This window comes from Stenotrophomonas sp. ESTM1D_MKCIP4_1 (assembly GCF_003086895.1).
Lineage (GTDB): Bacteria > Pseudomonadota > Gammaproteobacteria > Xanthomonadales > Xanthomonadaceae > Stenotrophomonas.
Genome location: NZ_CP026004.1, coordinates 2,382,685 through 2,407,416, shown reverse-complemented (window position 1 = coordinate 2,407,416; position 24,732 = coordinate 2,382,685). Strand labels below are relative to the sequence as shown.

General features: G+C 67.1%; 23 protein-coding genes. 12 read left to right on the top strand and 11 right to left on the bottom strand.

Annotated features, from left to right (window positions below):
- Positions 1-40 precede the first annotated feature (40 nt).
- A complete protein-coding gene (locus tag C1924_RS11090) occupies positions 41-343 on the top strand; it encodes a hypothetical protein (protein ID WP_108765349.1) in 303 nt (100 codons plus the stop codon).
- A gap of 85 nt (positions 344-428) precedes the next feature.
- Here C1924_RS11090 and C1924_RS11085 read toward each other — a convergent pair whose 3' ends face one another.
- The 3 genes from C1924_RS11085 to C1924_RS11075 form a co-directional block, all read right to left on the bottom strand.
- Positions 429-1,145: an MgtC/SapB family protein gene (locus tag C1924_RS11085; protein WP_108765348.1), complete on the bottom strand. Its 717-nt coding sequence runs from the start codon at positions 1,143-1,145 to the stop codon at positions 429-431.
- A gap of 84 nt (positions 1,146-1,229) precedes the next feature.
- Positions 1,230-3,002 carry a chloride channel protein gene (locus tag C1924_RS11080; RefSeq protein WP_254051120.1) on the bottom strand — a complete coding sequence of 591 codons (1,773 nt, stop codon included), beginning with the start codon at positions 3,000-3,002 and terminating at the stop codon, positions 1,230-1,232.
- A gap of 62 nt (positions 3,003-3,064) precedes the next feature.
- On the bottom strand, positions 3,065-5,140 hold the full coding sequence (locus tag C1924_RS11075) for a TonB-dependent siderophore receptor (protein WP_108765346.1): 2,076 nt from the start codon (positions 5,138-5,140) through the stop codon (positions 3,065-3,067).
- A gap of 141 nt (positions 5,141-5,281) precedes the next feature.
- On the opposite strand from C1924_RS11075, the gene C1924_RS11070 reads away from it, so the two are divergent.
- A complete protein-coding gene (locus C1924_RS11070; RefSeq protein ID WP_108765345.1) occupies positions 5,282-6,202 on the top strand; it encodes a M14 family metallocarboxypeptidase in 921 nt (306 codons plus the stop codon).
- A 98-nt stretch (positions 6,203-6,300) separates the two neighbouring features.
- Here the strand turns inward: C1924_RS11070 and C1924_RS11065 are convergent, their stop codons facing one another.
- Positions 6,301-7,152 carry a LysR family transcriptional regulator gene (locus C1924_RS11065; RefSeq protein ID WP_108765344.1) on the bottom strand — a complete coding sequence of 284 codons (852 nt, stop codon included), beginning with the start codon at positions 7,150-7,152 and terminating at the stop codon, positions 6,301-6,303.
- A gap of 147 nt (positions 7,153-7,299) precedes the next feature.
- Between C1924_RS11065 and C1924_RS11060 the strand changes: the two genes are divergently transcribed.
- From C1924_RS11060 to betT, 3 genes are all read left to right on the top strand, one after another.
- A complete protein-coding gene (locus tag C1924_RS11060; protein WP_108765343.1) occupies positions 7,300-7,656 on the top strand; it encodes an SMR family transporter in 357 nt (118 codons plus the stop codon).
- Positions 7,653-7,973 (top strand): multidrug efflux SMR transporter, encoded by a 321-nt coding sequence (locus C1924_RS11055; RefSeq protein ID WP_108765342.1) that lies wholly within the window; start codon positions 7,653-7,655, stop codon positions 7,971-7,973. The genes C1924_RS11060 and C1924_RS11055 overlap by 4 nt, the downstream gene beginning before the upstream one ends.
- 253 nt (positions 7,974-8,226) lie before the next feature.
- A complete protein-coding gene (gene betT, locus C1924_RS11050; RefSeq protein WP_108765341.1) occupies positions 8,227-10,206 on the top strand; it encodes a choline BCCT transporter BetT in 1,980 nt (659 codons plus the stop codon).
- Between the two features lie 77 nt (positions 10,207-10,283).
- Here the strand turns inward: betT and C1924_RS11045 are convergent, their stop codons facing one another.
- The gene (locus C1924_RS11045) at positions 10,284-11,261 is read right to left on the bottom strand and encodes a zinc-binding dehydrogenase (RefSeq protein WP_108765340.1); all 978 of its coding nucleotides are present in this window, start codon (positions 11,259-11,261) and stop codon (positions 10,284-10,286) included.
- A 434-nt stretch (positions 11,262-11,695) separates the two neighbouring features.
- Here C1924_RS11045 and C1924_RS11035 point away from each other — a divergent pair, with 434 nt between their 5' ends.
- From C1924_RS11035 to C1924_RS11020, 4 genes are all read left to right on the top strand, one after another.
- Positions 11,696-14,059, top strand: coding sequence for a ribonucleoside-diphosphate reductase subunit alpha (locus C1924_RS11035; protein WP_108765338.1), 2,364 nt, complete (start codon positions 11,696-11,698; stop codon positions 14,057-14,059).
- A gap of 97 nt (positions 14,060-14,156) precedes the next feature.
- Positions 14,157-15,197, top strand: coding sequence for a ribonucleotide-diphosphate reductase subunit beta (locus tag C1924_RS11030; RefSeq protein WP_108765337.1), 1,041 nt, complete (start codon positions 14,157-14,159; stop codon positions 15,195-15,197).
- Complete coding sequence (locus C1924_RS11025; RefSeq protein WP_254051118.1) at positions 15,187-15,690, top strand: flavodoxin; 504 nt, start codon at positions 15,187-15,189, stop codon at positions 15,688-15,690. Before C1924_RS11030 ends, C1924_RS11025 begins: the two co-directional genes overlap by 11 nt.
- The gene (locus tag C1924_RS11020) at positions 15,662-15,988 is read left to right on the top strand and encodes a thioredoxin family protein (RefSeq protein WP_108765335.1); all 327 of its coding nucleotides are present in this window, start codon (positions 15,662-15,664) and stop codon (positions 15,986-15,988) included. Before C1924_RS11025 ends, C1924_RS11020 begins: the two co-directional genes overlap by 29 nt.
- A 156-nt stretch (positions 15,989-16,144) precedes the next feature.
- Here the strand turns inward: C1924_RS11020 and C1924_RS11015 are convergent, their stop codons facing one another.
- Positions 16,145-17,476, bottom strand: coding sequence for an Nramp family divalent metal transporter (locus C1924_RS11015; protein WP_108765334.1), 1,332 nt, complete (start codon positions 17,474-17,476; stop codon positions 16,145-16,147).
- Positions 17,477-17,592: 116 nt separating this feature from the next.
- Here C1924_RS11015 and mntR point away from each other — a divergent pair, with 116 nt between their 5' ends.
- The gene (gene mntR, locus C1924_RS11010; protein ID WP_108765333.1) at positions 17,593-18,060 is read left to right on the top strand and encodes a manganese-binding transcriptional regulator MntR; all 468 of its coding nucleotides are present in this window, start codon (positions 17,593-17,595) and stop codon (positions 18,058-18,060) included.
- 226 nt (positions 18,061-18,286) lie between these two features.
- Here the strand turns inward: mntR and fabR are convergent, their stop codons facing one another.
- Entirely contained in the window at positions 18,287-18,946 is a 660-nt protein-coding gene (gene fabR, locus C1924_RS11005; protein ID WP_108765332.1) for an HTH-type transcriptional repressor FabR, read from the bottom strand.
- A gap of 92 nt (positions 18,947-19,038) precedes the next feature.
- Here fabR and C1924_RS11000 point away from each other — a divergent pair, with 92 nt between their 5' ends.
- Positions 19,039-20,109, top strand: a complete 1,071-nt coding sequence (locus C1924_RS11000) for a ferredoxin reductase (RefSeq protein ID WP_254051117.1) — start codon at positions 19,039-19,041, stop codon at positions 20,107-20,109.
- A 12-nt stretch (positions 20,110-20,121) separates the two neighbouring features.
- Positions 20,122-21,270 carry an acyl-CoA desaturase gene (locus C1924_RS10995; RefSeq protein ID WP_108765330.1) on the top strand — a complete coding sequence of 383 codons (1,149 nt, stop codon included), beginning with the start codon at positions 20,122-20,124 and terminating at the stop codon, positions 21,268-21,270.
- Between the two features lie 5 nt (positions 21,271-21,275).
- Here the strand turns inward: C1924_RS10995 and C1924_RS10990 are convergent, their stop codons facing one another.
- The 4 genes from C1924_RS10990 to C1924_RS10975 form a co-directional block, all read right to left on the bottom strand.
- Positions 21,276-21,629 carry a tetratricopeptide repeat protein gene (locus C1924_RS10990; protein ID WP_108765329.1) on the bottom strand — a complete coding sequence of 118 codons (354 nt, stop codon included), beginning with the start codon at positions 21,627-21,629 and terminating at the stop codon, positions 21,276-21,278.
- On the bottom strand, positions 21,626-22,204 hold the full coding sequence (locus C1924_RS10985) for a flavin reductase family protein (RefSeq protein WP_108765328.1): 579 nt from the start codon (positions 22,202-22,204) through the stop codon (positions 21,626-21,628). The genes C1924_RS10990 and C1924_RS10985 overlap by 4 nt, the downstream gene beginning before the upstream one ends.
- Positions 22,204-22,830 carry a superoxide dismutase gene (locus tag C1924_RS10980; protein WP_108765327.1) on the bottom strand — a complete coding sequence of 209 codons (627 nt, stop codon included), beginning with the start codon at positions 22,828-22,830 and terminating at the stop codon, positions 22,204-22,206. The genes C1924_RS10985 and C1924_RS10980 overlap by 1 nt, the downstream gene beginning before the upstream one ends.
- A 265-nt stretch (positions 22,831-23,095) precedes the next feature.
- The gene (locus C1924_RS10975) at positions 23,096-24,610 is read right to left on the bottom strand and encodes a thioredoxin family protein (RefSeq protein ID WP_108765326.1); all 1,515 of its coding nucleotides are present in this window, start codon (positions 24,608-24,610) and stop codon (positions 23,096-23,098) included.
- Positions 24,611-24,732 lie beyond the last annotated feature (122 nt).

Below are 24,732 nucleotides of genomic sequence, written 5' to 3'. Positions count from 1 at the left end.
TCCCCCGTCACCCACGCTTGCCGGCGGGCCAGGTCTTTCCATGGTGCACGCAATGAATGCCCAATTCCTGCCCTTGTCCATGAAGACGGAAACCACAGTCAGTGTGTATGGCCAGCTCGGCAACCATTCGGTGGTGCGTCTTCCCGGCCGGCGCCTTCCCGGCCTGATCCTGCAGGCCGACACCGTGGCCGGGTTCCTGACCCAGCTGCAGGACGCGCAGGCCTGCCTGCGCAGCGGCCGCGCGCAACGCGCTGATGCCGAGCTGGACATGCTGATCGATACCTTGCAGCAGTGGTATGCCTTGATCGAATCGCGCCTGGCCGACGCGGGCGAAGCGCTGTAGTTGCCGGGGTCGGATCCCTTTCCGCAGGAAAGGGCTCTGACCCCGTTGGATTAACCCCGTTGGATGATTCCCTCCGTCCCCTGCTTCAGTCGCGTGTGCTGATTTCCCAGGTGGCGTGCAGTACGCCGGGCACCTGTTCCATGCGCGCCAGCACCAGGTCCAGCTCCTCGGCGCTGACCGCGGTGCTGACCAGCACGGCGATCACATCGGTCGGGGCGTCGGCATGCTCGACCAGCTGCACGTCACCCACCGGGTACTGGGCCGCTTCGAGCGTATCGACCAGGCGCTCGCGCACCCGCGGCACAGCCTCGGCGTCCACGCTCAGGCGCACCTCGTAAGTCGCCTCGGTGGCGGTTTCGTTGATCGGGATGCGGTTGATGGCGTTCACCAGCGGCCGCAACAGGGTGTTGCCGGCAATCACCAGCACCGCCAGCAGCACGCCCTCGGCCAGCATGTCCGCCCCCGTGCAGCTGCCCACTGCCGCCGAGCACCACAGGGTGGCGGCCGTGTTCAGTCCGCGCACGTTCATGCCTTCCTTCATGATGACGCCAGCGCCGAGGAAGCCCACGCCGGAAACGACATAGGAAATCACCCGAACCGCTTCAACGCTGCCAGCGATGCGCATGGCCAGGTCGACGAAGGCCGCCGCGCCCACCGCCACCAGAACGTTGGTGCGCAGACCGGCAGTGCGCTGCCGGTACTGGCGCTCGGCGCCGATCAGCGTGCCGAGCAGAAAAGCCGCCAACAGACTGACCGCGGTGTCGGCGAAGGGACCGGGCTGGAAGGTGTCGATGAAGCGCATGGCCGGAGTCTACCCCTCCCAAGTGACAGTAGATCCACGCCATGCGTGGATGACGCCTTGATTCCGTCCGTCCCCATTTGGGGTTCAGTCGCTGTCTTCGACGCGTTCGCCCATCAACTCGCGCTGGCGCTTGTCCAGTTCCTCGGCATAGCGCTTGCGCACGAACGCTTCGGAAACCACCCCCAGCACGTGGCCCGTGCTGCCCACCACCGCCAGTTCGTCAGACTGGGTCTGGTCGAAGCGCTGCATCACATCCACCACGTTGGCGTTGGCCGACAGGGCGACATCGCGGTTCTCGGCGAAATCGCCGACCACGGCGTCCGCCTTCACGCCATCGCCGAACAGGCGCGGAATCTGCACGATGCCGGCGTACTGGTCCTGGCCGTCCACCAGGATCACCCGGCTGCCAGAGCCCAGCGGGAAGCGCTGGCGGAACGATGCCGCATCCAGATCGGCGTGGGCGGTGGCCACGCCCGTGCGCATCATCCGGCCGGCGCTCAGGTTCTGCACCCAGCCCACATCGCGCGCGCTCTTGATGGTTTCGCCACGCAGGTGCATGCGCCAGGTCGAGAACGAATAGCCGAACCACTGCCGCACCAGTGTGCTGGAGACCAGCACCGCACTCATCACCACGCTGGTCAGCAGGAAATCGTGGGTGCCTTCCAGCACCAGCATGGCCATGGTCATCGGCGCGCCAACCACGGCAGCGGCCAGTGCGGCCATGCCGGCCAGCGCGGCCGAGGTGGCATCGATGACCGGCACGCCGGTGGCCATCGCCAGCAGGCCGGCAAACAGCGCCCCCACCAGCGTGCCCATGAACAGCGAGGCGAAGAACAGGCCGCCACGGAAACCAAAGCCCAGCGAGATGCCCGACGCCAGGCACTTGAGGGTGAGCAGCGCGCCGATCCAGATCAGCGGCAGGTGGGTGGTGAGGTCCAGGTGCAGGGCGCCATGGCCGGAGGACAGCACCTGCGGGCTGGCCATCGCCAGCGGAATCAGCAGCAGTCCGCCCAGCACCGGTCGGCCCCACAGCGGCAGGGGGCTGCGCTTGACCGTGCCCTCGATCGAGGCGATCAGGCGCATCACCAGGATGCCTACCATCGCGCAGCAGCAGCCGAGCAGGCCGTAGATGGCGTAGTCGGCCGCGCGCACATCGATGGTCGAGGCGGCCGGCAGCAGGTAGGCATCAATGCCGGCCTGGTCGGCCACGAAGGCACCGGCCAGTGCAGCGACGGCGACCGGGGCCAGTGCCGCAGGCGTGTAGGCACCAATGACGATCTCGAAGGCGTAGAAGGCACCGGCCAGCGGTGCACCGAAGGCGGCGGCGATGGCACCGGCCGCGCCGGCACCGACCAGGATGCGAACGTCATTGCGGCGCAGGCGCATCACCCGGCCCAGCTGCGAGCCACTGCCGGCACCCATCTGCGTGTACGACGCTTCCAGACCGACCGAGGCGCCGCAGCCGTTGGAAATGAGGGTCTGGGTGAGCACGATCAGGTTGTCACGCATCGACATGCGGCCGCCGTGCAGGGCATTGGCTTCCACGGCATCCAGCAGCGGGCGCTTGAGCCGGGTGGCGGCCAGTGCGACCAGGCCCACCAGCAGGCCGCCCAGCGGCAGCACCAGCAATGCGGTCCACGGCAGGGCGGGCAGGGAGCTCAGGCGCATGCCTTCGTCCATGCCGTACAGCGCGGCCTGCAGCCAGCGCGCGATGCCCGATTGCAGCAGGGTCAGGCCGCCTGCGATCAGGCCGACCACCAGTGCCAGCGCAATGAACCACAGGTCGCTGCCGCGCAGGCGCAGGCGCAGGCCCTGGAACGCCAAGTGCAGGCGTGATGGCGGAGCGTGGGAGGACATGGTGGCGGCATGATACGCCGCCACCGTGATCGCTGCCCTCACCGCATCGGGCGTTTACGGCCTTAGAAGCGGTAGCGGCCCTGCACGTAGAACGTGCGCGGTGCAGCCACCATGCGCCCGGCATTGCCGTCGACGTTGCGGGTGTACCAGCGCTTGTCAGCCAGGTTGTTCACGCCCACGGCAAGCTCGCTGTCACCCAGCCCCGGCACCTGCCACGCAACCTGCGCGTTCAGCAGCCGCACGCCCGGCACCCGGCCCACGCGCGCATCGGCGCTCTCGGCCCAGGTGTTGGCGGCATCGGAGAACTGGCCGCTCTGATGCGTGCTGGACACGTTGAACGTCCAGCGGGCAACGCTGTAACGGGCGCCGACGCTGTCGGTGTCGCGCGAGTAGAACGGCACATCCAGGCCGCGGTTGTCGCCGGATTGCTGGATCGCCTTGGTCCAGGTGTAGTTGGCGTACAGCTCCAGCCCGGCCAGCGCGCTGTCTTCGGCGAACCGGTATTCCAGTGCGCTTTCAACGCCCTTGTGGTCGGTGGCGCCGATGTTCTGGAAGGTCGGCGGGGTGATGCCCGGCACCTGCAGGATCTGGTTGTCGAAGCGCATCTTGAACACGGTGACTTCCGCGCGCAGGGCACCATCCTGCCAACGCGCGCCCAGCTCGGCGGTCTTGGCCACTTCAGGATTGAGCGGGTTGCTGGCGGTCTGCGAGTTCAGCTGGATGTTCTGCACCGGCCCGAACGAGGTGGTGTAGTTGCCGAACACGGTCAGCTGCGGGGTCAGCAGGTAGGCGATGTTGAGGGACGGCAGCGCCTTGTCGTTGCGGCTGCTGAACGTGGCAGCGCCGCCCGCCTGGCGGCGATCCATGTAGATCCATTCCATGCGCACGCCCGGGGTGATGCGCCACTGGCCGACGGCGATGCGGTCATCCACGTAGAACGAATGCGCATCGGTGGCATTGTCGAAACGGGTGATGGCGCTTTCCACGCCGGTGCGGCGGACCACGGTGTAGCTGCGGTCGTTGCCGCGCTCGCGCAGGAAGCGGTAGCCGGCGGTGATGTCGTGCACGGTGCTGCCCCAGTGCAGGCGCTGGGTGTAGCGCGGCTCGATGCCCAGCACGCGGTAGTCGCGCGGTTGCACGGTCAGCTGGGTGTTGGCGGCATTGATGAGCGAGCTGGCGCGGTTGCTTTCGTTGTAATACGCCAGCACCTCGAATTCGCTGTTGGCCGACAGCGTGTTGGTGTAGCCCAGGTCGATGCCGGTGCGGTGGCCCTTCCAGAAATCGGCGGGGCGGGTGTTCTGGAACGGATCGGCCTCGTACTGGGCACGGGTCAGGCCGCCGGGCGTCAGCGAGCGCACATCGTAGTAGGACAGCTTGGCACGCAGCGCCTGCTGATCGTCGATGGCATAGGCGAACTTGAGGGCCAGATCGTCGAAGCGGTCGTCGCTGCCCTGGCGCCAGCCGCGGCCGTCCTGGCCCGAGTACAGCAGGGCCACGCCCAGGCCGTTGTCGCCGGTACCGCCGAGGAAGGCGTTGTATTGGGTGCTGTCGCCGCCACCGTGGTCGTAGGCGGTGTAGCGCACACCGGCCTCGCCGTGCAGGCCGGCTTCGGTGGGAATGGCGCGGGTGCTGAAATTGATGATGCCGCCGACGTTCTGCGGCCCGTAGCGCACCGCGCCACCGCCGCGCACCACGTCGATCGACTCGATGTTGGACAGGCTGGTCGGGGCGAACGACAACTGCGGCTGGCCATACGGCGCGACCGCCAGCGGCACGCCATCCAGCAGGACCGTCGAACGCGGCGAGTAGCGGCCGGTCAGGCCACGCACGCCGATGTTGAGCGACACCGAGCTGCCGGCCGTGCCGGAATTGTCGGTGACCTGCACGCCGGGAATGCGGCGCATGGCATCGCCGATGCTGGCCGCGCCGCTGGCGTCGATACGCTGGCGGTCGACCACCGTGCGCGCGCCTGCGAAGTTTTTCACGCTGTCATGCAGGCCGGTGCCGAGCCAGTTGCCGGACACCTGGACGCTGTCCAGGGTAGTGGCGCTTTCCTGGGCGAAGGCGGTGGCCGACAGGCACAGGGTGAGGGCGGCAGCCAGGGGCAGGCGGGCCGGGAACAGGACGGAGACGGACATGGAGGCGGGCGCGGAAGGGTAGTAAATGAGAATTATTGCTGATTCCATTCGCCAATGGAATGCACCTTTGGAGGGTTGCGGTGAACGGGGTGGGGCCCGGTGCTAAAGTGGGCGATTGCTCCCTGAATACCGAGAACTGCCATGTCCACTGCCGCTTTCTATCCCGTCGGAACTCCTGGCCAGCCGTGGGGCACGGCGGAACGGGAGCAGTGGCGGAGCCGCCAGGCGCGCCTGCGTCGTTATGACGAAGAAGTGCTGCCGCGCATCGAAGCGCTGGCGGATCGTTTTGACAAGGTGGCCTATGGCCAGCTCGACTATGCCGGCGAAACCTACACCCTGTACGCCCTGCGCAGCCGTGACTGGAACCCGGCCCTGCCGGCGGCGCTGGTCACCGGCGGCGTGCACGGCTATGAGACCAGCGGCGTGATGGGTGCGCTGGATTTCCTGGAACAGCACGCGGCCGACTACGCCGGCAAGGCCAACCTGCTGGTGGCCCCGTGCGTGAACCCGTGGGGCTTCGAGCGCATCAACCGCTGGAACTACGATGCCATCGACCCGAACCGCAACTTCCGCGCCGATGGCCCGGCCCGCGAATCGACCGCGGTCATCGAGCTGATCGCCCCGTACCAGGGCCAGTTCGTGCTGCATATCGATCTGCACGAGACCACCGACAGCGACGAAAGCGAGTTCCGCCCGGCGCTGGCCGCCCGCGATGGCAAGCCGTTCGAGCCGGGCCTGATTCCCGATGGTTTCTATCTGGTGGATGACAGCGGGAACCCGCAGCCGGCATTCCAGCAGGCGGTGATCGCTGCGGTGAAGCAGGTGACCCATATCGCGCCGGCCGATGAGAAGAACGAAATCATCGGCTCACCGGTGGTGGCGCACGGCGTCATCGAATACCCGCTGGTCAAGCTGGCGCTGTGCGCAGGCATTACGGGTGCGAAGTACACCACCACCACCGAGGTCTACCCGGACAGCCCGCGCGCGACGCCGGAGCAGTGCAACGACGCCCAGGTCGCGGCAGTGCGCTCGGCGCTGGAGTACGCGCTGGCCCACCCGTGATGGTAGTGCCGGCCGCTGGCCGGCAAACGCGCAGTGCCTGAGGCCGGTAATGCTGGCCGCTGGCCGGCAGATGCGCGTTGCCCGCGACCAGCGCGTTGTCACCCCAGCGCCTCGGCCCACCATTGCGCGACCGGGCCCGGCGTGCTGTCGCGTCGCCACACCAGATCACTATGGATACGCCGCGGCCAACCGGGCAGGCGCAGCTCCAGCAGACGCCCGCGGTCGTAACGCTGCACCAGTGCCTTGGGCAGTTCTGCCCAGCCAATGCCGTCCTCGGCCATCTCCATCACCATCAGGTAGTCCGACGCGGTCCACACCCGGCCGGCAGCGGCGCGCTCATGGTCGGCCTGGGCACTCAAGCGGACCTGCCGGTGCCGCGCCAACTGCGCGGCGGCGCGTCTGCCCGCCTGCGCCAGCGGGTGTTCGGGCGCGATGAACACGCACAGTTCGCTGTAGTGGGCCAACGGCTGTACCCGCACCGCATCGGGGTAGTGGTCCTGGCGCGGCAGCAGGCCCAGATGGGCACGGCCGCTGGCCACGATCTCCAGCACGTCGCGGCCTTCGGCATCCAGCCATTCCAGGGTCACATCCGGGAATGCCTCGGCAAACCGCTGCAGCACGCGCTGGGCCGGGTCGAGCTGGTACACATCGGAAAACACCACGGTCAGCTGTGGTTCCACCGGTGCCGTCAGGCGCACGCTCAGCTGCTGCAGCCGCTGGTCGGCGGCCAGGATTTCCTGCGCGTGGCCAAGCACTTCGCGCCCGGCTGCAGTCAGCTGCGGGTAGCGGCCGCTGCGGTCGAACAGGGCCACGCCCAGGTCGGCCTCCAGATGGGCAATGGCAGTGCTGACCGTGGACTGGGTTTTGCGCAGGCGGCGCGCCGCGGCCGAGAATGAGCCGAGCGCTGCGGCCTCGACGAAGGCCTGCAGGGATTCAGGCGAGTAGGGCATCCATCCATCGCTCCTGTCGATGGGTTCCATCTTGGGTCCAACGCATTCGCCGATAATACTGCACCCGTGCCCATCGTCCCGACAAGGGGCGCTCATCCACGCATGGCGTGGATCTACCCGGCCCGGCACGGCCACAAGGAGTCATCCATGTTCCGCACTGTTCCCACCCCAGGCGCGCTGGTCGCTTGGGCCTGCCTGACCGTGGCCATCGTTGCCGAAGTGGTCGGCACCTCGTTCATGGCGCATGCCGCCCGCGCTGGCGGCTGGTTCGGCTACGCGGTAATGGCCGCTGCGCTGGCGCTGTCCTATTACTTTCTTGCCCTGTCGGTGCGCCGCATCGCCGTAGGTGTGGCATACGCGGTATGGGAGGGCCTGGGCCTGACCCTGCTGACCGTGGTGGATGTGTGGGTGTTCGGTGAGCACCTCTCGCTGCAGCAGCTCGCCGGGTTGCTGCTGGCGGTGGCCGGTATCGTCTGCGTCACCCTTGGGGAGGCGCACGGATGAACATGATGGCGCTGTTTTTCGTGATCTGTTCGGCCCTGTTCGACGTGGCTGCCAACATGATGGTGGCCAAGTCCGACGGCTTCCTCCGCTGGCGCTGGGGCGTCGGTGCCGTTGTACTGGTGTGGGTGGCCTTCGCCCTGCTGGGCCAGGCCGTGCGCCATATCGACCTGGCCACGGCCTATGCGCTGTGGGGCGCCATTGGCGTGATCGGTACCGCCACGTGCGGGCGCCTGTTGTTCGGCAATCGCCTGCGCCCGATCGGTTGGGTGGGTATTGCGCTGGTGACGGCGGCGGTTCTGCTGCTCAGCACGGCCTGACATGTCTGCCGGCCGGCGGCAATGAGGTTGCCGGCCAGCGGCCGGCTCTACCACGGTCTGATACGTCTGCCGGCCAGCGGCAGGCATTACCACGGCGGGGTGCTGGTAGTGCCGGCCGCTGGCCGGCAGATCTGCGGCCTAGCACGCAACAGCTGTCCCCCGGCTGTCATCGCAACGCCGCACTTCATCGTGCGTCCACCGCCGTTCACGCAGACTCGGTCGGCTAATCCTGTTCAACCGGAGATGGCTGCCGATGGAAGCACTGGAGCCTCAACCCACCCCGGTGCGCACCCTGCGGCCCGTCTTCGCCTTCGCGGCGATCGTTGTCGTTGCCTTCGCACTGTTCGTCAGCCTGTTCCCGCTGGGCGCCGGCCGCCTGCTGGTCAAGGCGCAGGACTGGGCCGCGCTCAACGTGGGCTGGTACTACCTGCTGGCCATGACGCTGTACCTGGTGTTCGTGGTCGGCGTGGCCCTGTCCCGGTACGGTGGCATCAAGCTCGGTGCGGACCACGACGAGCCGGAGTTCAGCTATCTGTCGTGGGCCGGCATGCTGTTCGCTGCTGGTATCAGCATCACCCTGTTCTTCTTCTGCGTGTCCGAACCGCTCACCCATTACCTGCAGCCGCCGCAGGGCGATGCGGCCGCGGGCGAGGCCGGCGCGCGCCAGGCCATGCAGCTGCTGTTCCTGCATTGGGGCCTGCATGGCTGGGGCGTGTTCGCGCTGGCGGCGATGGCCATGGCCTACTTCGCCTACCGGCACAACCTGCCACTGGCGTTGCGTTCGGCGCTGTACCCGCTCATCGGCAAACGCATCAACGGTCCCATCGGCTACACGGTGGACGCACTGGGCATCGTTGCCACGGTATTCGGCATCGGCGCCGACATGGGCTTCGGCGTGCTGCACCTCAACGCGGGCCTGACCCACCTGTTCAACGTGCCGCACTCCAACCTGGTGCAGATCATCCTGGTCGCCAGCATGATGGGGGCCGCCGTCGCGGTGGCGGTGTCGGGGGTGGAAAAAGGCGTGCGCTGGATGGCCAACATCAACATGCTGCTGGCCATTGCGCTGGTGCTGTTCATGCTGTGCGCCGGCCCGACCCAGTACCTGCTCAGCACGCTCATGCAGAACCTGGGGGATTACCTGGGCAGCGTGGTCGGCAAGAGTTTCGATGTGTATGCCTATGGCGGCCGGCCGGAATGGCTGGGCGGCTGGACGGTGTTCTACTGGGCCTGGTGGATCGGCTGGGCGCCCTTCGTGGGCCTGTTCATCGCGCGCATCTCGCGTGGCCGAACCATCCGCGAATTCGTGTTCGGCGTGCTGCTCATTCCGCTGGGTTTCACCTTGGCTTGGCTGTCGATCTTCGGCAACAGCGCGCTGGACCAGGTGCTGCACCACGGCCAGCAGCAGTTGGCCCAGCTGGCAGTGGATGATCCGCCCACGGTGCTGTATGCGCTGCTGGATGGTTACCCCTGGAGCCGGGTGGTGATCGCAGTGACCGTGCTGGTCAGCTTCATCTTCTTCGTCACCTCGGCCGATTCGGGCGCGGTGGTGCTGTCCACACTGTCTTCCCACGGAGGGGCGCCCGAGGACGATGGTCCGCGCTGGCTGCGCGTGTTCTGGGGGACGGTGATTGCCGTGCTGACGGCAGGTCTGTTGCTGGCCGGCAGCATCGATGCGCTGAAGTCCGCCGTGGTGCTGGCCTCGCTGCCCTTCTCGGCGGTGCTGCTGCTGATGATGTGGGGCCTGACCCGTGCCTTCAGCGATGAAGCGCATCGCGAGCGTGCGCAGCAGTTCCGGCCGTCGCCGCTGATCGGCGACGACCGCCACCACCAGGGCTGGCGCCAGCGTCTGAGCCAGGCCATGCACTTTCCGGTGCGTGACCAGGTGTACCGCTTCATGGATGACACGGTAAAGCCGGCAATGGAGGCGGTGGCCGAGCAGCTGCGCGGGCAGGGCTGGGATGTGAGCACGCGCCTGGACGCGGGCGACATGGAACTGTCGGTCAACCACGGCGAGCAGCAGGATTTCCAGTACCGGGTGATTCTCAGTGGCTACCTGACCCCGTCGTTCGCCGCCCAGCAGCTGCGCAACCAGCGCTACTACCGCGCCGAGGTGCATCTGTTCGAGGGCAGCCAGGATTACGACCTGGTGGGCTACAGCCGCAAGCAGATCATCAACGACATCATCAGCCAGTACGAACGGCACCTGCAGTTCCTGCACCTGAGCCGGTGATGGCCCGGCGCTCGCCCGCCCCGGCGTAGCGTCGAGCTTGCTCGACGCTACGAAAGCGAAGGCAAACGGCGGGGCGATCAGGCCCGCAGCAGCACCTTGCCGCCACGGCCGGACTGCGCGCTGGCGGTTGCCGCCGCCTTGATGTCGTCCAGCGCGAAGATGCCGTCCACGGGCAGGGTGAGTTCACCGCTGGCCGCGCGCTGCAGCAGTTCGCCCACCAGGCGGCGCTTGTCTTCCACGGCCATCGCCTGGCTGACCTTGCTGCCCCAGAAGCCCTTCACCGTGGCTTCCTTGTAGATCAGGCCGCTGGCGGGAATCTGCATCGGCTCGCCACTCATCACGCCGAACGACACCAGAGTGCCATGCAGGCCCAGCAGCTCGACCAGATCGGCGCTGGCCTGGCCACCAATGGAATCGACGGCTGCTGCCGCCTGGGCTTCACCCGTGGCGTCGCGCACGCGGTCCTTCCAGCCGGCCTGCGAGGTATCGAACACGTGCTCGATGCCCAGCGCCTGCAGCTGCGCGACTGCCTTGGCATTGCGCACCAGGTTGGCCACGTGGACACCCCGCGCACGTGCCAGCATCGCCAGCGACTTGCCCACCGCACCATTGGCGGTGTTCTGCACGATCCACTGGCCGGCGTCCACCTGCAGGAATTCGAGCAGCATCAGCGCGCTCAACGGCATGGCGATCAGCTGCGCGGCGGTTTCGTCGGGAATCGATTCCGGCATCGGAATCACCATCCGTGCGGGCGCGATGAACGCTTCCGCCCAGGTGGCGTGCACCGAGGCAGCAGCGACCCGCTGGCCTACCTGCAGGCCCTGCACGCCCTCGCCAAGCGCATCGACCACACCCAGTGCCTCGCTGCCGCCAATGGCTGGCAGGGTCGGCTTGTAGCCGTACAGGCCGCGCACGGTCAGCAGGTCGTGGTTGTGGAGGGAGGCCAGCGTGGTAAGGATGCGCACTTCGCCGGGGCCGGGCTCGGGCAGGGCGACATCGGCGATGGCAAGGACGGTAGCGGGATCGCCGAAGGCGGTGTACTGGGCAGCACGCATGTGGGGGACTTCCGGTTGAAAAGGAGGTTGTAACCAACTGGGGGATGGCAGGGCCGTCGACAAGGTGGCGGTGGTGCAACACGGCATCCTGCGACGGATCGTCGCGGAATGTCCTCATCACCGCATCTTGTGTTGACGGGATTCGATATCCCCACTATGTTGTGTCCGTCACTCCCGGTCAGCCGCCGCCGCCGGACATGCAGCAAACGTCCCGCGGCCCGCCCCTGAAGGCTTGCCGTGTCGACGCGGCCGCCATCGTGCGGACGCAGATCGCCCCCACGGCCCGGATACCGGCCGCAGGCGCAGGCTCCTTGCCGACGGTCTGGCGTTCCCGCGCATTGGCACACCACCCGACCGCCCTGTGTGCCGGTATCGCGCGCAGGGCCGCCATGGCATCGACGCCACGACGCGCGCGTGCCTGGAGACGCAGGACAATGACCGACAGTACCTACCGCGCGGCCGATCTGGCCGGCGCCGGCGACGCCATGCACGCCGGTGGCGAGCGCGTGCCGACCTGGATCACCAAGGAGGCGGGCAACCGTCGCCTGCCATTCGATGCACCACGCCTGCAACGCAGCATCGACGAGGTGCACGCCGAGTTCCCGCAGCTGGACGCCAGCGACTACCGCCGTGTCGTGCAGGCGATGGTCGAGCGCAAGCCCAGCATCAGCGCCGACGACCTGGTGGACCTGCTGATCCGTGAGGCGGAATCGCGCGTGGACCTGGTGGCCCCCGAATGGGAGCAGTTCGCGGCGCGGCTGTACCTGCGCCGCCTGTACAAGCGTGCCAGCCGCAACCGCTTCTACGATGTCAGCCTGAAGTACGGTTCGTACGTGGGCCTGCAGGAAAGCCTGGCCGACCGCGGCGTGTACGGCAACGACATCCTGCGCTGCTATTCCAAGGACGAACTGCAGCAGGCCGGGCAGATGATCGACCCGGAGCGCGACCGCCTGTTCGCCTACAACGGGTTGTACCTGCTGGCCACGCGCTACCTCGCCAGCGACCGCAGCCGCGAAGTCTATGAGCTGCCGCAGGAGCGCTGGCTGACCATCGCCCTGTACCTGATGCAGGACGAGAAGCCACGGGAGCGCCGCATGCAGCTGGTGGGCGAGGCGTACTGGGCGCTCTCGAACCTGTACATGACCGTCGCGACGCCCACGCTGGCCAACGCCGGCAAGGTCGGTGGGCAGCTGTCGAGCTGCTTCATCGACACGGTGGATGACAGTCTGCAGGGCATCTATGACTCCAACACCGATATCGCCCGTGTGTCCAAGCACGGTGGCGGCGTAGGTGCCTACCTGGGCTATGTGCGCAGCAGCGGTGCGCCGATCCGTGGCGTGCCCAATTCCTCCGGCGGCGTGGTGCCGTGGATCAAGCAGCTCAACAACACCGCCGTGTCGGTCGACCAGCTTGGCCAGCGCAAGGGTGCGGTGGCGGTGTATCTGGATATCTGGCACCGCGATATCGAGGCGTTCCTCGACCTGCGCCTGAACAACGGCGACCAGCGGCTGCGCGCGCACGATGTGTTCACCGCCGTCTGCGTGCCCGATCTGTTCATGGAGGCGGTGGAGCGCCGCGCCGACTGGTACCTGTTCGACCCGCATGAAGTGAAGCAGGCCAAGGGCTGGTACCTGCAGGACTTCTACGATGAGACGCGCGGTGCGGGCAGCTTCCGCGAGCGCTATGCCGAACTGGTGAGCGATGAGCGGATCAGCCGCCGCACCGTGCGAGCCATCGATCTGTTCAAGAGGATCATGGTCAGCCAGCTGGAAACCGGCAACCCGTTCCTGTTCTACCGCGATGAAGTGAACCGCAGGAACCCGAACAAGCACGCGGGCATGGTGTATTCCAGCAACCTGTGCACCGAGATCCTGCAGAACATGAGCCCGACGCGGATGATCCAGGAGATCGTCAGCGGTGACCAGATCGTCACCACCCGGCGTGCCGGCGATTTCGTGGTCTGCAATCTGTCCTCGATCAACCTGGGCCGGGCCATCACCGCCCCCGACGATCTGCTGGCCAAGGATGTGCTGGAGCGCCTGATTCCGATCCAGGTGCGCATGCTCGACAATGTCATCGACCTCAATGCGCTGCCGGTGCCGCAGGCCACCATCACCAACCGCAAGTACCGGGCCATCGGCCTGGGCACCTTCGGCTGGCACCATCTGCTGGCCCAGCAGGGCATCCATTGGGAAACGCCCGAGGCCGAGGTGCTGTCGGACACGCTGTTCGAGCGCATCAACTTCCTGACCATCCGCGCCAGCGCGCAACTGGCGCGTGAGAAGGGCAGTTACCCGATGTTCGCCGGCAGCGATTGGCAGACCGGTGCCTACTTCCGTGACCGCCGCTACGAGGGCGGCGACTGGGAGGCGCTGGCCCGCGATGTCGGCACCCATGGCCTGCGCAACGGCTGGCTGCTGGCGGTGGCGCCGAACATGAGCACCGCGCAGATTGCCGGCTCCACCGCGTCGATCGACCCGATCTACAGCGCGTTCTACTACGAGGAAAAGAAGGACTTCCGTCGCCCGGTGGCCGCGCCGGGGTTGTCGCTGGAAACCTGGCCGTACTATGAAAAGGGCGCCTACAAGGTGGACCAGTTCGCCAGCGTGCGGCAGAACGCACGGCGCCAGCGCCATGTCGACCAGGCCATCAGCTTCAACCTGTACGTGCCCAGCACCATCCGCGCCAGCACGCTGCTGGAACTGCACCTGACCGCATGGCGCGAGGGTCTGAAGACCACGTACTACGTGCGCTCGAACGATATCGACATCAGCGAATGCGAGTGGTGCTCAAGCTGAGCACAGGTAGTGCCGGCCGCTGGCCGGCAACCCGTGACGGACGGTAGTGCCGGCCGCTGGCCGGCAACACGCTGAAAAAGAACGAAGGCAGACCACCATGGCAACCCCCCTCGACCGCATCAAGATCCTCGAACCGCGCCACCCCAACCGCAGCACCGGCATCATCAACGGCCGTACCAGCGGCATCCTCAACTGGAACGACATCCCGTACCCCTCGTTCTACCGGGCCTACAAGGAGCTGTCGACCAACTTCTGGATCCCCGACGAGGTGGACATGAAACTGGACGCGCGCCAGTACGGCGAGCTGTCCGGCCGCGAGAAGAATGCCTACGACTCGATCATCGGCCTGCTGGCCACGCTGGATTCGCCACAGACCCGCTTCATCTACAACGTGGCCGAATACATCACCGATCCCGCAGCGCATGCCAATGCGGCGATCATCGGCCAGCAGGAAGTGATCCACAACGAAAGCTACAGCTACGTGCTGGCGTCGATCACCGATCTGCCCAACCAGAACCGCATCTTCGAGATCGCGCGGACGCACCCGACCATCATCCAGCGCAACGCACCGATCATGGGAGCGTATGACGATTTCATGCGCGAGAAGACCGCCGAGACGCTGCTGAAGTCACTCATCCAGTCGTCCATCCTGGAAGGCATCAACTTCTATTCCGGTTTCGCGTACTTCTACAACATGGTGCGGCAGAACCGCATGACCGGCACCGGCAAGATCATCAGTTTCATCAACCGTGACGAGCTGGCCCACACCAAGTTCATCAGCGAGCTCATCCGCGCCATCATCGGCGAGAACCCCGCGCTGCAGACCAACGAGCTGACCGCCTACGTGCACCAGGCGTTCGAGCATGCCATCACACTGGAAACCCAGTGGTCCTCGGAAGTGCTGGACGGCATCGACGGCATCGATGTGGAGGAGATGGTGCGCTACGTGAAGTACCGCGCCAACAAGATGGCCGGCATGCTGGGCATCGAGCGCCTGTACAGCGATACCACCGACAACGTGATGCCGTGGATCAAGGCCTACGCCGACAATTTCACAGAAACCAAGACCGACTTCTTCGAGATGCGCAATGCCAGCTACAAGAAGACCAACGTCGACAACGGCTTCGATGATCTCTGAGCCTGGCCCAGCGCTGCGCATCCTGTTGGTGGTGGCGTCGCTGAGCGGCAATACACGGGAACTGGGCCGGCATATCCAGGCGCGCTGCGCGGCGGCCGGGCATGCGGTGCATTGGCACGAAGCGGATGACCTGCGCACGCCGCCGTCGCTGGCAGCCGATGAAGCCGATCTTGTGCTGCTGGGCAGCTGGACCGACAACGCCGGGCGCACGCCTGCCGAGATGAAGGCCTGGGTGGCCGGCGTGGTCGAGCGGGGCGAACGTCTGCGCGAGGTGGCGGTGTTTGGTACCGGGGAAACGCAGTGGGGGCAGGAGTACTACTGCGGTGCCGTGCACCGGCTGATCCGCTATTTCAACAGCCGCTACCCGCCTTTGGAAATTGAGCAGATGCCGCATGGCGCGCGCGATGCCGTGGCGATCGACGCCTGGACCGCGACGGTCCTGGCTCACTATTGGAGTACCCACGATGCAGATCATCGACGCCACCACGCCTGAGCAGTTCCAGCAGCTGCTGGCCGAGCACCCACGGGTGCTGGTCGACTTCCACAAGGACCAGTGCCCGGGTTGCCGGATGCTGGAGATGTCGCTGCACCGCGTTGCCAACAGCGCGGCGGGGCAGGGCACCACGCTGCTGCGCGTGCAGCTTGAAGTGCTGGGCGAGGCGTTCTTCCGTGAGCTGGGGCTGCGGCAGACGCCGACGTTGTCGTTGTTCCGTGACGGCGACGAGCGACAGCGGTTGGCCGGGTTCCAGTCGCCGCAGCAGATTGAAGCAGCGATCGCCTTGCATCTGTAGCGCCGGGGCATCCAGGCGTGGGGTCGGATCCCTTGCCGCAGGCAAGGGCTCCGACCCCGCAACGACGCAAAAGCATCCACGCGTGGCGTGGATCTACTGAAGCATCGGGGTCAGAGCCCTTGCCTGCAGCAAGGGATCCGACCCCGGCATTCTGGGTTACCCGCCGGCGAAGGTATCCACCAGCAGTTTTACGTTCAGCGCCACGATCACCACGGCAATCAGCCAGGCGACGCTGCCCAGCCAGCGGGGGGCCACCAGCGCCCCCATCGTGGCCTTGTCGGTGACCAGCCGTACCAGCGGAATGATGGCGAACGGCAACTGCATCGACAGCACCACCTGGCTCAGCACCAGCAGCTTCACCGCGCCCTGGTCGCCGAACAGCAGGATCACCACCACCACCGGAATGATCGCCAGCGCACGGGTGATCAATCGCCGCAGCCACGGCGGCAGCCGCAGGTTGAGAAAGCCTTCCATCACGATCTGCCCGGCCAGGGTGGCGGTGACGGTGGAGTTCAGGCCGGAGGCGAGCAGGGCCACCGCGAACAAGGTCGAGGCCAGGCCAACCCCCAGCATCGGTGCCAGCAGCTGGTGGGCCTGTTCGATGTCTTCAACGTCGAACCGGCCGTTGGCATGGAACACCGCCGCCGCCAGGATCAGGATGCTGGCGTTGATGAACAGCGCCAGGGTCAGCGCAATCGTGCTGTCGGTCACCGCCCAGCGCAGGGCGCTGCGGCGGCCGGCATCGGTACGCGGGTAGGCGCGGGTCTGCACGATGGAAGAATGCAGGTACAGGTTATGCGGCATGACCGTGGCGCCGATGATGCCGATGGCGATGTACAGCGCATGCGGATCGGTGACCACCTGCGTGTGCGGGATGAACCCGCCCAGCACTTCCATCACCGGCGGCGCGGCCAGCGCGATCTGCACCATGAAGCAGCCGAAGATGATCATCAGCAGGGCGATGACGAAGGCTTCCAGTGCGCGGAAGCCGCGGTTCATCAGCAGAAGCACCAGCAGCGTGTCCAGCGCGGTGATCACCGCACCCCACAGCAGCGGCAGGTCGAACAGCAGCTTCAATGCGATGGCCGTGCCGATCACCTCGGCCAGGTCGCAGGCGATGATGGCCGCTTCGCACAGGCCCCAGAGCGCCAGGTTCACCGGCCTGGGGTAGCGGGCCCGGCAGGCCTGGGCCAGATCCGTGCCGGTGGCGATGCCCAGCCGGGCCGACAGGGCCTGCAGGATGACCGCCATCAGGTTGGAAACGAGGATGACCGACAGCAGCAGGTAGCCGAAGCGCGAGCCGCCGGCCAGGTCGGTGGCCCAGTTGCCGGGGTCCATGTAGCCGACGGAGACCATGTAGCCCGGGCCGAGGAAGGCCAGCAGGCGGAACCACCAGTGCCCTTTTTCGGGCACCGCCACCGAGGCGTTGAGCGCACCCAGGCTGGCCGCAGGGGCGGCCGGGGAATCGGTGGGCGCGGCAGTGTTCATGGCCTCAATATAGCCACTGCTATATCCATTAGCAATGTGAAACAATCGTCTTTACTGCGTCACTGGTCCAGAATTCAGGTTCAGACCCGGAACACAGCGGCAGGACAGGCACACGCGTGAGCAGGACAAGCGCTTCGACATCGGCAAAGAATCCTCCCTTGATCGAGGCCGAGCGCCAGGTCGAGAGCTTCCGGCAGGTGCGCGAGGCACACCGGATGGAGCTGGTCGAAGACTACGTCGAACTCATTTCCGACCTGCTGGCCGATGGCGGCGAAGCGCGCCAGGTGGACATCGCGACCCGTCTGGGCGTGGCCCAGCCAACGGTGGCGAAAATGCTGCGGCGCCTGGCGCGGGATGGCTGGGTCGTGCAGCGTCCTTACCGGGGCGTGTTCCTGACGCCGGAAGGCGAGGCGCTGGCCCATGCCAGCCGCGAGCGGCACCAGACCGTGGAGCGTTTTCTGCTGGCACTGGGCGTGGACCCCGATACCGCGCGGCGCGATGCCGAGGGCATCGAACATCATGTCAGTGAGCAGACCCTGGCGCTGTTTGAAGCGTTCGTGCGCAAGGCCGAGGGCGGCGCCTGACGGTAGATCCACGCGATGCGTGGATGTTTCCGGCGCAGGGGGGCAGAGCCGTTTCCTGCGTAAACGGATCCGACCCCGGCGGGCACCATGTCAGCGAGCAGGCGCTGGCGCTGTTTGAGGCGTTGCCTGACGGTAGATCCACGCCATGCGTGGATGAATTCCTTCGATATCTGACAGATTCCATCCACGCATGGCGTGGATCTACTTTGCCGGCCGACCCCGGCGGTTACCGGCCGCGGCGGAAGGCGGCCGGGGTGCGGGCGCCGACGATGATCATGCGGATCATCGTGGAAATCTGTTCGATCAGTTCCGGGTCTTTCTCCGGCGGCAGATCCATGGCGGTTGCGCCCATGGCAAACACCAGCCGGGTGATGGCGGTGGCCACCAGTTCGGGCTTGTAGAGGCGGGCGCCGTCCAGGGCCGCCAGGCGCACCAGGTCGTGCTGCAGCTCTTCTTCGAAGTAATGCAGCTCGCGTTCCACCGCGTGCTTGAAATCGTCCGAGCCCACCGCGCCCTCTCGCAGCAGCACGTGCAGCAGCTTGTCGTCCGCGCGCAACTGCTCCATGAAGGTTTCCACCGACACGCGCACGACGCTGGTCGCGCTGGAGGTGGCGCGTTGCCGGGCCTCGCCGATGATGGTGCGCAGTGAGCGGCCGGCCACGTCGATGAGCGCCACGGCCAGTTCGTCCATGTCGCGGAACTGCCGATAGAAGCTGTTGGGCGCGATGCCGGCTTCGCGCGCGACTTCGCGCAGGCTCAGCGTGGACAGGCTGCGGTGCGGCCCGATCAGTTTCAGGGCGGCGGCCAGCAGGTCCTCGCGGCTCACCGTGCGGCGGGCCGGGCTGTTGGAATCTTCGGGCGGCGACAGGACGGTGGCAGCGGCCATGGGACTTCCGGGGGGACGAGGCTGAATCATACCCAATCCGGTTCAATATACACATGTATACACAGGTGTATGTGCGGCCGTATAGTGCGGCCATGAGCGCCGTGATCCGTCCGTCCCTGTTTTCCCCGTTCCGCTGGCTGTCGCCGTCGCTGTTCGATTTCTGGGCCGGCCAGCTCAATCCGCTGTGGACCCTGCGCGAGCCGCTGGCCCGCCTGATCCGCCGCGAGCCGGCCGGCGAGGGCGCTTCCACCCTTGTCCTGCGCTGCAACCGGCATTGGGCCGGCATGCGCGCGGGCCAGCACATCACCCTGGGCGTGGAGCTTGAAGGGCGCGTATTGCGCCGCAGCTACAGCCCGACCGCATTGGGCCGCCGCGAGCTGGCCATCACCGTGAAGGCGGTCGACGGCGGTGCGGTCAGCCAGCACCTGGTCCATCACGCCAGGCCGGGTGAGCTGTTCCGGCTGGACGCGGCCTTCGGCGATTTCCACATGCCCGCCGCGGCGCCGGTCCTGCTGCTGGCCGCGGGCAGCGGCATCACGCCCATGCGCAGCCTGCTGCGTGAGGCCTGCGGCCGCCCGCTGGCTGCGCCGGTCGATCTGTTTTACTGGGAGCGCAACGCTGCCGCCTTCCAGTTCGCCGATGAGTTGCGGGCACTGGCTGCGGCCACGCCGAACCTGCGCGTGCACCTGCTGACCACCCGCGAAGGCGAGGTGCCGGCCGCGCGCATCGATACCCATTCCCTGCAGGTGCCCGGCGACGATACGCCGCTGGCCCAGCGCCACGTGCTGGCCTGTGGCCCGGATGGCTTCGTTGCCGCCGCGCGCCACCGCCTGGTGCACCAGGTGGCCGGTTTCCAGGCCGAGGCCTTCACTCCGCCGGCACCGCTCAGTGATGCCGACAGCGTCGGCGAGATCGCCCTGACCCTGGCCCGCAGCGGCCGCCAGCTGAAAGTGGCCCGTGGCCGTTCGCTGCTGGAAAGCCTGGAAGCGCAGGGCATCAAGCCCAAGCACGGCTGCCGCATGGGCATCTGCAACAGCTGCACCTGTGACCGCGTCAGTGGCACCACCCGCCACCTGCGCACGGGTGAAATGCAATCCGAAACGGCACAGCCGGTGCGGATCTGCGTAAGCGCACCGACCACCGACCTGACTTTGGATCTCTGAGGACCTGCTGCCATGACCCGCGCTTCCGACCGTGCCCTGAGCCCAGCCGAGATGAACGCCTTCGGTGCCGAGCTCGACGCGATCCGCGACCGTATCCTGGGCAGCCTCGGCGCCTCCGACACCCGCTACATCCGCCGCGTGGCCGCCGCTGTGCGCTGGTCGGGCGTGCTGGGCCGTGGCCTGCTGTTCCTGGGTGCGTTCTCGCCGCTGTTCTGGGCGCCGCTGCTGTGGCCGGCCTGCATCGCCGGCACGCTGCTGCTGGCGCTGGCCAAGATCCTGGAAAACATGGAGCTGGGCCATAACGTGATGCACGGCCAGTACGACTGGACCGGCGACCCCAAGCTCAACGGCAACACCTACGAGTGGGACATCGTTGCCACCGGCGACAACTGGCGCAAGACGCACAACTTCCGCCACCACACCTACACCAACGTGCGCGGCATGGACGATGACATCGGCTATGGCCTGCTGCGCATCTTCCCGGAACAGCGCTGGTCGCCGTTCTACCTGATGCAGCCGATCATCGCGCCGATCTTCGCGCTGCTGTTCCAGTGGGGCGTGGCCGCACAGGACCTGCGCCTGGGCCGCTGGTTCAAGGGCCGCATCAGCAGCCGTGCGATGTGGCTGCAGACCCGTCCGGTCGCGCGCAAGATGCTTCGCCAGGTGCTGAAGGACTACGTGTTCTTCCCGCTGCTGGCCGGCCCGTTCTTCCTGCCGGTGATGCTGGGCAACCTGGTGGCCAACGGCATGCGCAACGTCTGGACCTACGTCATCATCTTCTGCGGCCACTTCACCGCCGAATCGGAAACCTTCCCGAAGGAATGCCTGCGCAATGAATCGCGCGGCCACTGGTACCTGCGCCAGCTGCGCGGCTCGTCCAACATCAGCGGTGGCTTCATCATCAACGTGCTGTCGGGCAACCTCAGCCACCAGATCGAGCACCACTTCTACCCGGATCTGCCGGCCAACCGCTATGCGGCCATCGCCAAGGAAGTGAAGGAGATCTGCCGCCGCTACGGCCAGCACTACAACAACGGTTCGCTGCCGCGCCAGTTCGCGCAGGTGGTCTGGCGCATCCTGCGACATGCCTTCCCGAGCAAGCCGCGCCGCCTGCCGATGCCGGACATCCTGCCGGCACCGGCGCCCGCCAACGCGGGCTGAGCCCTTCAGCGGGCGTCGGCCCGCAGCGCCGCTGGATCGCTGTCCTTCGCGGCACGTTCCAGCCGGCGCAGGAACACCTGCATTTCCCTGCGCGCCTGCTGGTCGCCCTTGCTGCCGGCCACGCTGAGCCCGCGCTGCCAGGCCGCGCGCGCCGCCTCCGGTTGGCCACCGGCCAGCCAAGCCTTGCCCAGCAGCTTCCACGCCGCCGAGTAGTCGGGGTCCAGTGCCACGCAGCGCGCCAGATGCGTGGCCGCCTGCACCGGGTTGCCGGCATCCAGCCAGCGCGTGCCCAGGCCGAAACGCAGCAGTGCGCTGTCCTTGCCGCTGGCCAGCAAGGCCTGAAGCGCGTCGATGTTCATCGGGGTACCTCGTGCAGGTGTTCAAGCGGCCCCGCCAGGAAGCGGCCGCGGTGGAACAGCAGGGGCGCGCCGCCGGTTTCCTGCACGGCGATGATGCGTCCGGCCAGCAGCAGGTGGTCACCCAACGGCCATTGCGCATGGCGGCTGCAGTCCAGATGCGCGACAGCGCCGGCAATGCGCGGCGGCGCATCCGTATCATCATCGAGCACCGGTACCGCCTCGAAGCGGTCACGTACCTTCGGGTCGGCGAAGCGCCGGGCCAGGGCGTCCTGTCCGCTGCCGAGCACACTGATCGTGAACCGCGTGGCGCGCTGGAACACACGCAGGCTCTGTGCGTGCAGGGCGAGATTCCACAGCACCAGCGGTGGTTGCAGCGAGACGGGTACGAACGAGTTGATGGTCAGTCCGTGTGGCCTGCCCCGCGCGTCGCGCGCGCTGACGATGGCCACGCCGGTCGGGTAGTGGCCCAGCAGCCGGCGCAGTGCGCGCGGCGGCAGGTCTACCGACGGCGCCGGTGCCGGCGCCGGGAAGATGCCCGCCCACGGGCCGGCGTAGGCAGCGTCGTCCGTGTCCATCAGGCGCGCGCCTGGCGATAGCGACGGCCGACCTCGGCCCAGTCGATGATGTTGAAGAACGCGCCGATGTAGTCCGGGCGGCGGTTCTGGTAATGCAGGTAATAGGCGTGTTCCCACACATCCAGGGCCAGGATGGGGGTATTGCCGGACAGGCCGACCGCAGCACCCATCAGCGGGCTGTCCTGGTTGGCGCTGCTTTCGATCTTCAGGTGTCCGTCGCGATCGGTGGTCAGCCAGGCCCAGCCGCTGCCGAAGCGGGTCTGCGCGGCCTTGCTGAAGGCGTCCTTGAACGCCTCGAAGCCGCCGAGATCACGGTCGATCGCCGCAGCCAGTACGGCGTCCGGTGCGCCCCCGGTGGGGCTCAGTACGGTCCAGAACAGGCTGTGATTGGCGTGGCCGCCGCCGTTGTTGCGCACCGTGCCGCGCAGGGGCTCGGGCAGCGCGTCCAGATCGGCGATCAGGGTTTCAACCGGCATCTCGGCGATGCCGGCCTGTTCGAGCGCGGCATTGAGATTGTTGATGTAGGTCTGGTGATGCTTGCTGTGGTGGATGTCCATCGTGCGCGCATCGAAGTGCGGTTCCAGGGCATCGCAGGCGTAGGGCAGGGCGGGAAGCGAGTACGGCATTGCAACAGTCTCCAGGGAAGGCCAGCGGTCTGGCCGGTGGAGTGCTGTTATCGCACCTCAACTTTGGTTGAGGTCAAGCGGAGTTGGCATGCCGGCCAGCGGCCGGTACTACCAGGTTCACGGAACGCAGGGTAGCGCCGGCCGCTGGCCGGCAATCGAGGATCGACGGGGTGCACGGTAATGCCGGCTGCTGGCCGGCAATCAGGCGGCAAGGAGCTGCCGGCCAGCGGCCGGCACTACCCTGCCACGGGGCCGGTTGCGCGCGTCAGCTCAACCAGCCCTTGCATGCGCTGTCAGCCTGTTCGCCACAGGCCTGCTGCATGCGCTGCTGCAAGCGGGCCAGTGTCTCTGCGCCGTGGTGCTTTCCACCCCAGGCCTTCAGCTGCACCGCCAGCCGCTCGAACCGCTGCCGCGTGCGCTGGTGGTATCCCGCAGGCTGGGCCTGCAGTTCGGCGATCAAGGCGTCGGTGGCCTGTTCGATGCGTGCGGCGTCGTCCGGCGCCAGGCGCAACAGCCCTTCCACGTACAGCACGCCCCACTGCACGCGGGTGGCAGGTCCTTGTGCGCCGTCATAGGCGCGCTTCAACCAGTCCAGCGCCCCGGCGGTGTCACCGCGCTTCTCGGCCAGCTCGGCCAGTTCCGGCATGTAGTAGTACGGCTGCTCGCTGCGCTGCAGTTCGGCCAGCAGCAGTGCTTCGGCACCGTCGTCATCGCCAACCTCGCGCAGGGCGTACACGGCACTGCTGATCGTCGCCTGCCGTGCATGCGCATCCTTGGCCGCGGCATCGGCGGCGGCCACGCGCTGCTTGACCCGTTGCACCAGCGCGGCGGGCAATGGCCCTTCGGGCTGCTGCTGGCGGGCCAGCGAGACTTCGGTCAGCACGCGCGACAACGCATCGTCGGCGCGGTTGCCGCGCTCGGCATCGGCACGTTCCAGCGCCACCAGCAACTGCTGGCCCAGTGCATTGCTGCTGGCCGGGCCGGCACTTGCCTGCTTCACCAGCCGGGCACCGGCATAGCCCAGCAGTTCGCGGTTGCGCCGCACTTCCGTGGGCTGCGCGAGCACGGCCTGCAGCAGTTCGCGCACTTCGGCGGGCGCGGCCGTGGGCTTTTCTGCGGTGGCCAATGCCAGCAGGGCGAAGCGGCGCTGCTGGGCGGGGTCGGGTGCGGCCTTGGCCAGCTGACGCAGCACATCGTCCGCCTTGCGTTGGCCGGCCAGGCGGTTGGCGTCCACCTCCCAGCCGTAGTCGCCCAGTACCTGCCAGTCCTCGGCGGCCAGCGTGGCTGGCGCGGTCAGGGCGGTGGCCAGGGTCTCGGCCACGGCGCTGCGGCGGTTGGCGGCCACGGTGAGGGTGCGGGTCAGCTCGGCGGCATCATTGCCGCCGGCCACGCGGGTGATCTCGTTGCGCTGCGGGTCCAGCACGATCAGGGTCGGGTAGCCGCGCACGCCGAAACGCTCGCCCCATGCCTGCGCGCCTTCCTCGTCACCGTCCAGGTACACCGGCACGAATTTGCGGGTCAACGCGATGAAGCCGGGGTCCTTGAACAGGCCGGCCTTCAGCTGGTTGCACGGCGGGCACCACACTGCGCCCCAGTACAACAGCACCGGCTTGCCGCTTTCGGCGGCCTCGTTGAAGGCATCGTCCACGTCGCCCTGGCGCCAGGCAATGGCCGGGGCAGGCGTGGCTTCGGCAGCGTTCGCACTCGCCACCGGCGCCTGCGCGGGGGAACAGGCGCTCAGCGCGGTAGCCAGCAGCAACACGGGTAGGGCAGCGCGCATCGGCAGCGTCTCTAAGGAACAGGGTGAAGGGCCATTGTAGGAAGCGCGCTGGCGTGCGCTGATGCAGTTTGCTTATGTTCGGCATGCGGGGCGTTATATGCCGGTGGGGTGGGGGTTGCCGG

What these genes read in the sequence shown, in the direction of transcription:
- C1924_RS11090 (WP_108765349.1), top strand. Translation starts at nt 41, where the DNA reads ATGGTGCACGCAATGAATGCCCAATTCCTGCCCTTGTCCATGAAGACG.
- C1924_RS11085 (WP_108765348.1), bottom strand. Translation starts at nt 1,145, where the DNA reads ATGCGCTTCATCGACACCTTCCAGCCCGGTCCCTTCGCCGACACCGCG.
- C1924_RS11080 (WP_254051120.1), bottom strand. Translation starts at nt 3,002, where the DNA reads ATGTCCTCCCACGCTCCGCCATCACGCCTGCACTTGGCGTTCCAGGGC.
- C1924_RS11075 (WP_108765346.1), bottom strand. Translation starts at nt 5,140, where the DNA reads ATGTCCGTCTCCGTCCTGTTCCCGGCCCGCCTGCCCCTGGCTGCCGCC.
- C1924_RS11070 (WP_108765345.1), top strand. Translation starts at nt 5,282, where the DNA reads ATGTCCACTGCCGCTTTCTATCCCGTCGGAACTCCTGGCCAGCCGTGG.
- C1924_RS11065 (WP_108765344.1), bottom strand. Translation starts at nt 7,152, where the DNA reads ATGCCCTACTCGCCTGAATCCCTGCAGGCCTTCGTCGAGGCCGCAGCG.
- C1924_RS11060 (WP_108765343.1), top strand. Translation starts at nt 7,300, where the DNA reads ATGTTCCGCACTGTTCCCACCCCAGGCGCGCTGGTCGCTTGGGCCTGC.
- C1924_RS11055 (WP_108765342.1), top strand. Translation starts at nt 7,653, where the DNA reads ATGAACATGATGGCGCTGTTTTTCGTGATCTGTTCGGCCCTGTTCGAC.
- betT (WP_108765341.1), top strand. Translation starts at nt 8,227, where the DNA reads ATGGAAGCACTGGAGCCTCAACCCACCCCGGTGCGCACCCTGCGGCCC.
- C1924_RS11045 (WP_108765340.1), bottom strand. Translation starts at nt 11,261, where the DNA reads ATGCGTGCTGCCCAGTACACCGCCTTCGGCGATCCCGCTACCGTCCTT.
- C1924_RS11035 (WP_108765338.1), top strand. Translation starts at nt 11,696, where the DNA reads ATGACCGACAGTACCTACCGCGCGGCCGATCTGGCCGGCGCCGGCGAC.
- C1924_RS11030 (WP_108765337.1), top strand. Translation starts at nt 14,157, where the DNA reads ATGGCAACCCCCCTCGACCGCATCAAGATCCTCGAACCGCGCCACCCC.
- C1924_RS11025 (WP_254051118.1), top strand. Translation starts at nt 15,187, where the DNA reads ATGATCTCTGAGCCTGGCCCAGCGCTGCGCATCCTGTTGGTGGTGGCG.
- C1924_RS11020 (WP_108765335.1), top strand. Translation starts at nt 15,662, where the DNA reads ATGCAGATCATCGACGCCACCACGCCTGAGCAGTTCCAGCAGCTGCTG.
- C1924_RS11015 (WP_108765334.1), bottom strand. Translation starts at nt 17,476, where the DNA reads ATGAACACTGCCGCGCCCACCGATTCCCCGGCCGCCCCTGCGGCCAGC.
- fabR (WP_108765332.1), bottom strand. Translation starts at nt 18,946, where the DNA reads ATGGCCGCTGCCACCGTCCTGTCGCCGCCCGAAGATTCCAACAGCCCG.
- C1924_RS11000 (WP_254051117.1), top strand. Translation starts at nt 19,039, where the DNA reads ATGAGCGCCGTGATCCGTCCGTCCCTGTTTTCCCCGTTCCGCTGGCTG.
- C1924_RS10995 (WP_108765330.1), top strand. Translation starts at nt 20,122, where the DNA reads ATGACCCGCGCTTCCGACCGTGCCCTGAGCCCAGCCGAGATGAACGCC.
- C1924_RS10990 (WP_108765329.1), bottom strand. Translation starts at nt 21,629, where the DNA reads ATGAACATCGACGCGCTTCAGGCCTTGCTGGCCAGCGGCAAGGACAGC.
- C1924_RS10985 (WP_108765328.1), bottom strand. Translation starts at nt 22,204, where the DNA reads ATGGACACGGACGACGCTGCCTACGCCGGCCCGTGGGCGGGCATCTTC.
- C1924_RS10980 (WP_108765327.1), bottom strand. Translation starts at nt 22,830, where the DNA reads ATGCCGTACTCGCTTCCCGCCCTGCCCTACGCCTGCGATGCCCTGGAA.
- C1924_RS10975 (WP_108765326.1), bottom strand. Translation starts at nt 24,610, where the DNA reads ATGCGCGCTGCCCTACCCGTGTTGCTGCTGGCTACCGCGCTGAGCGCC.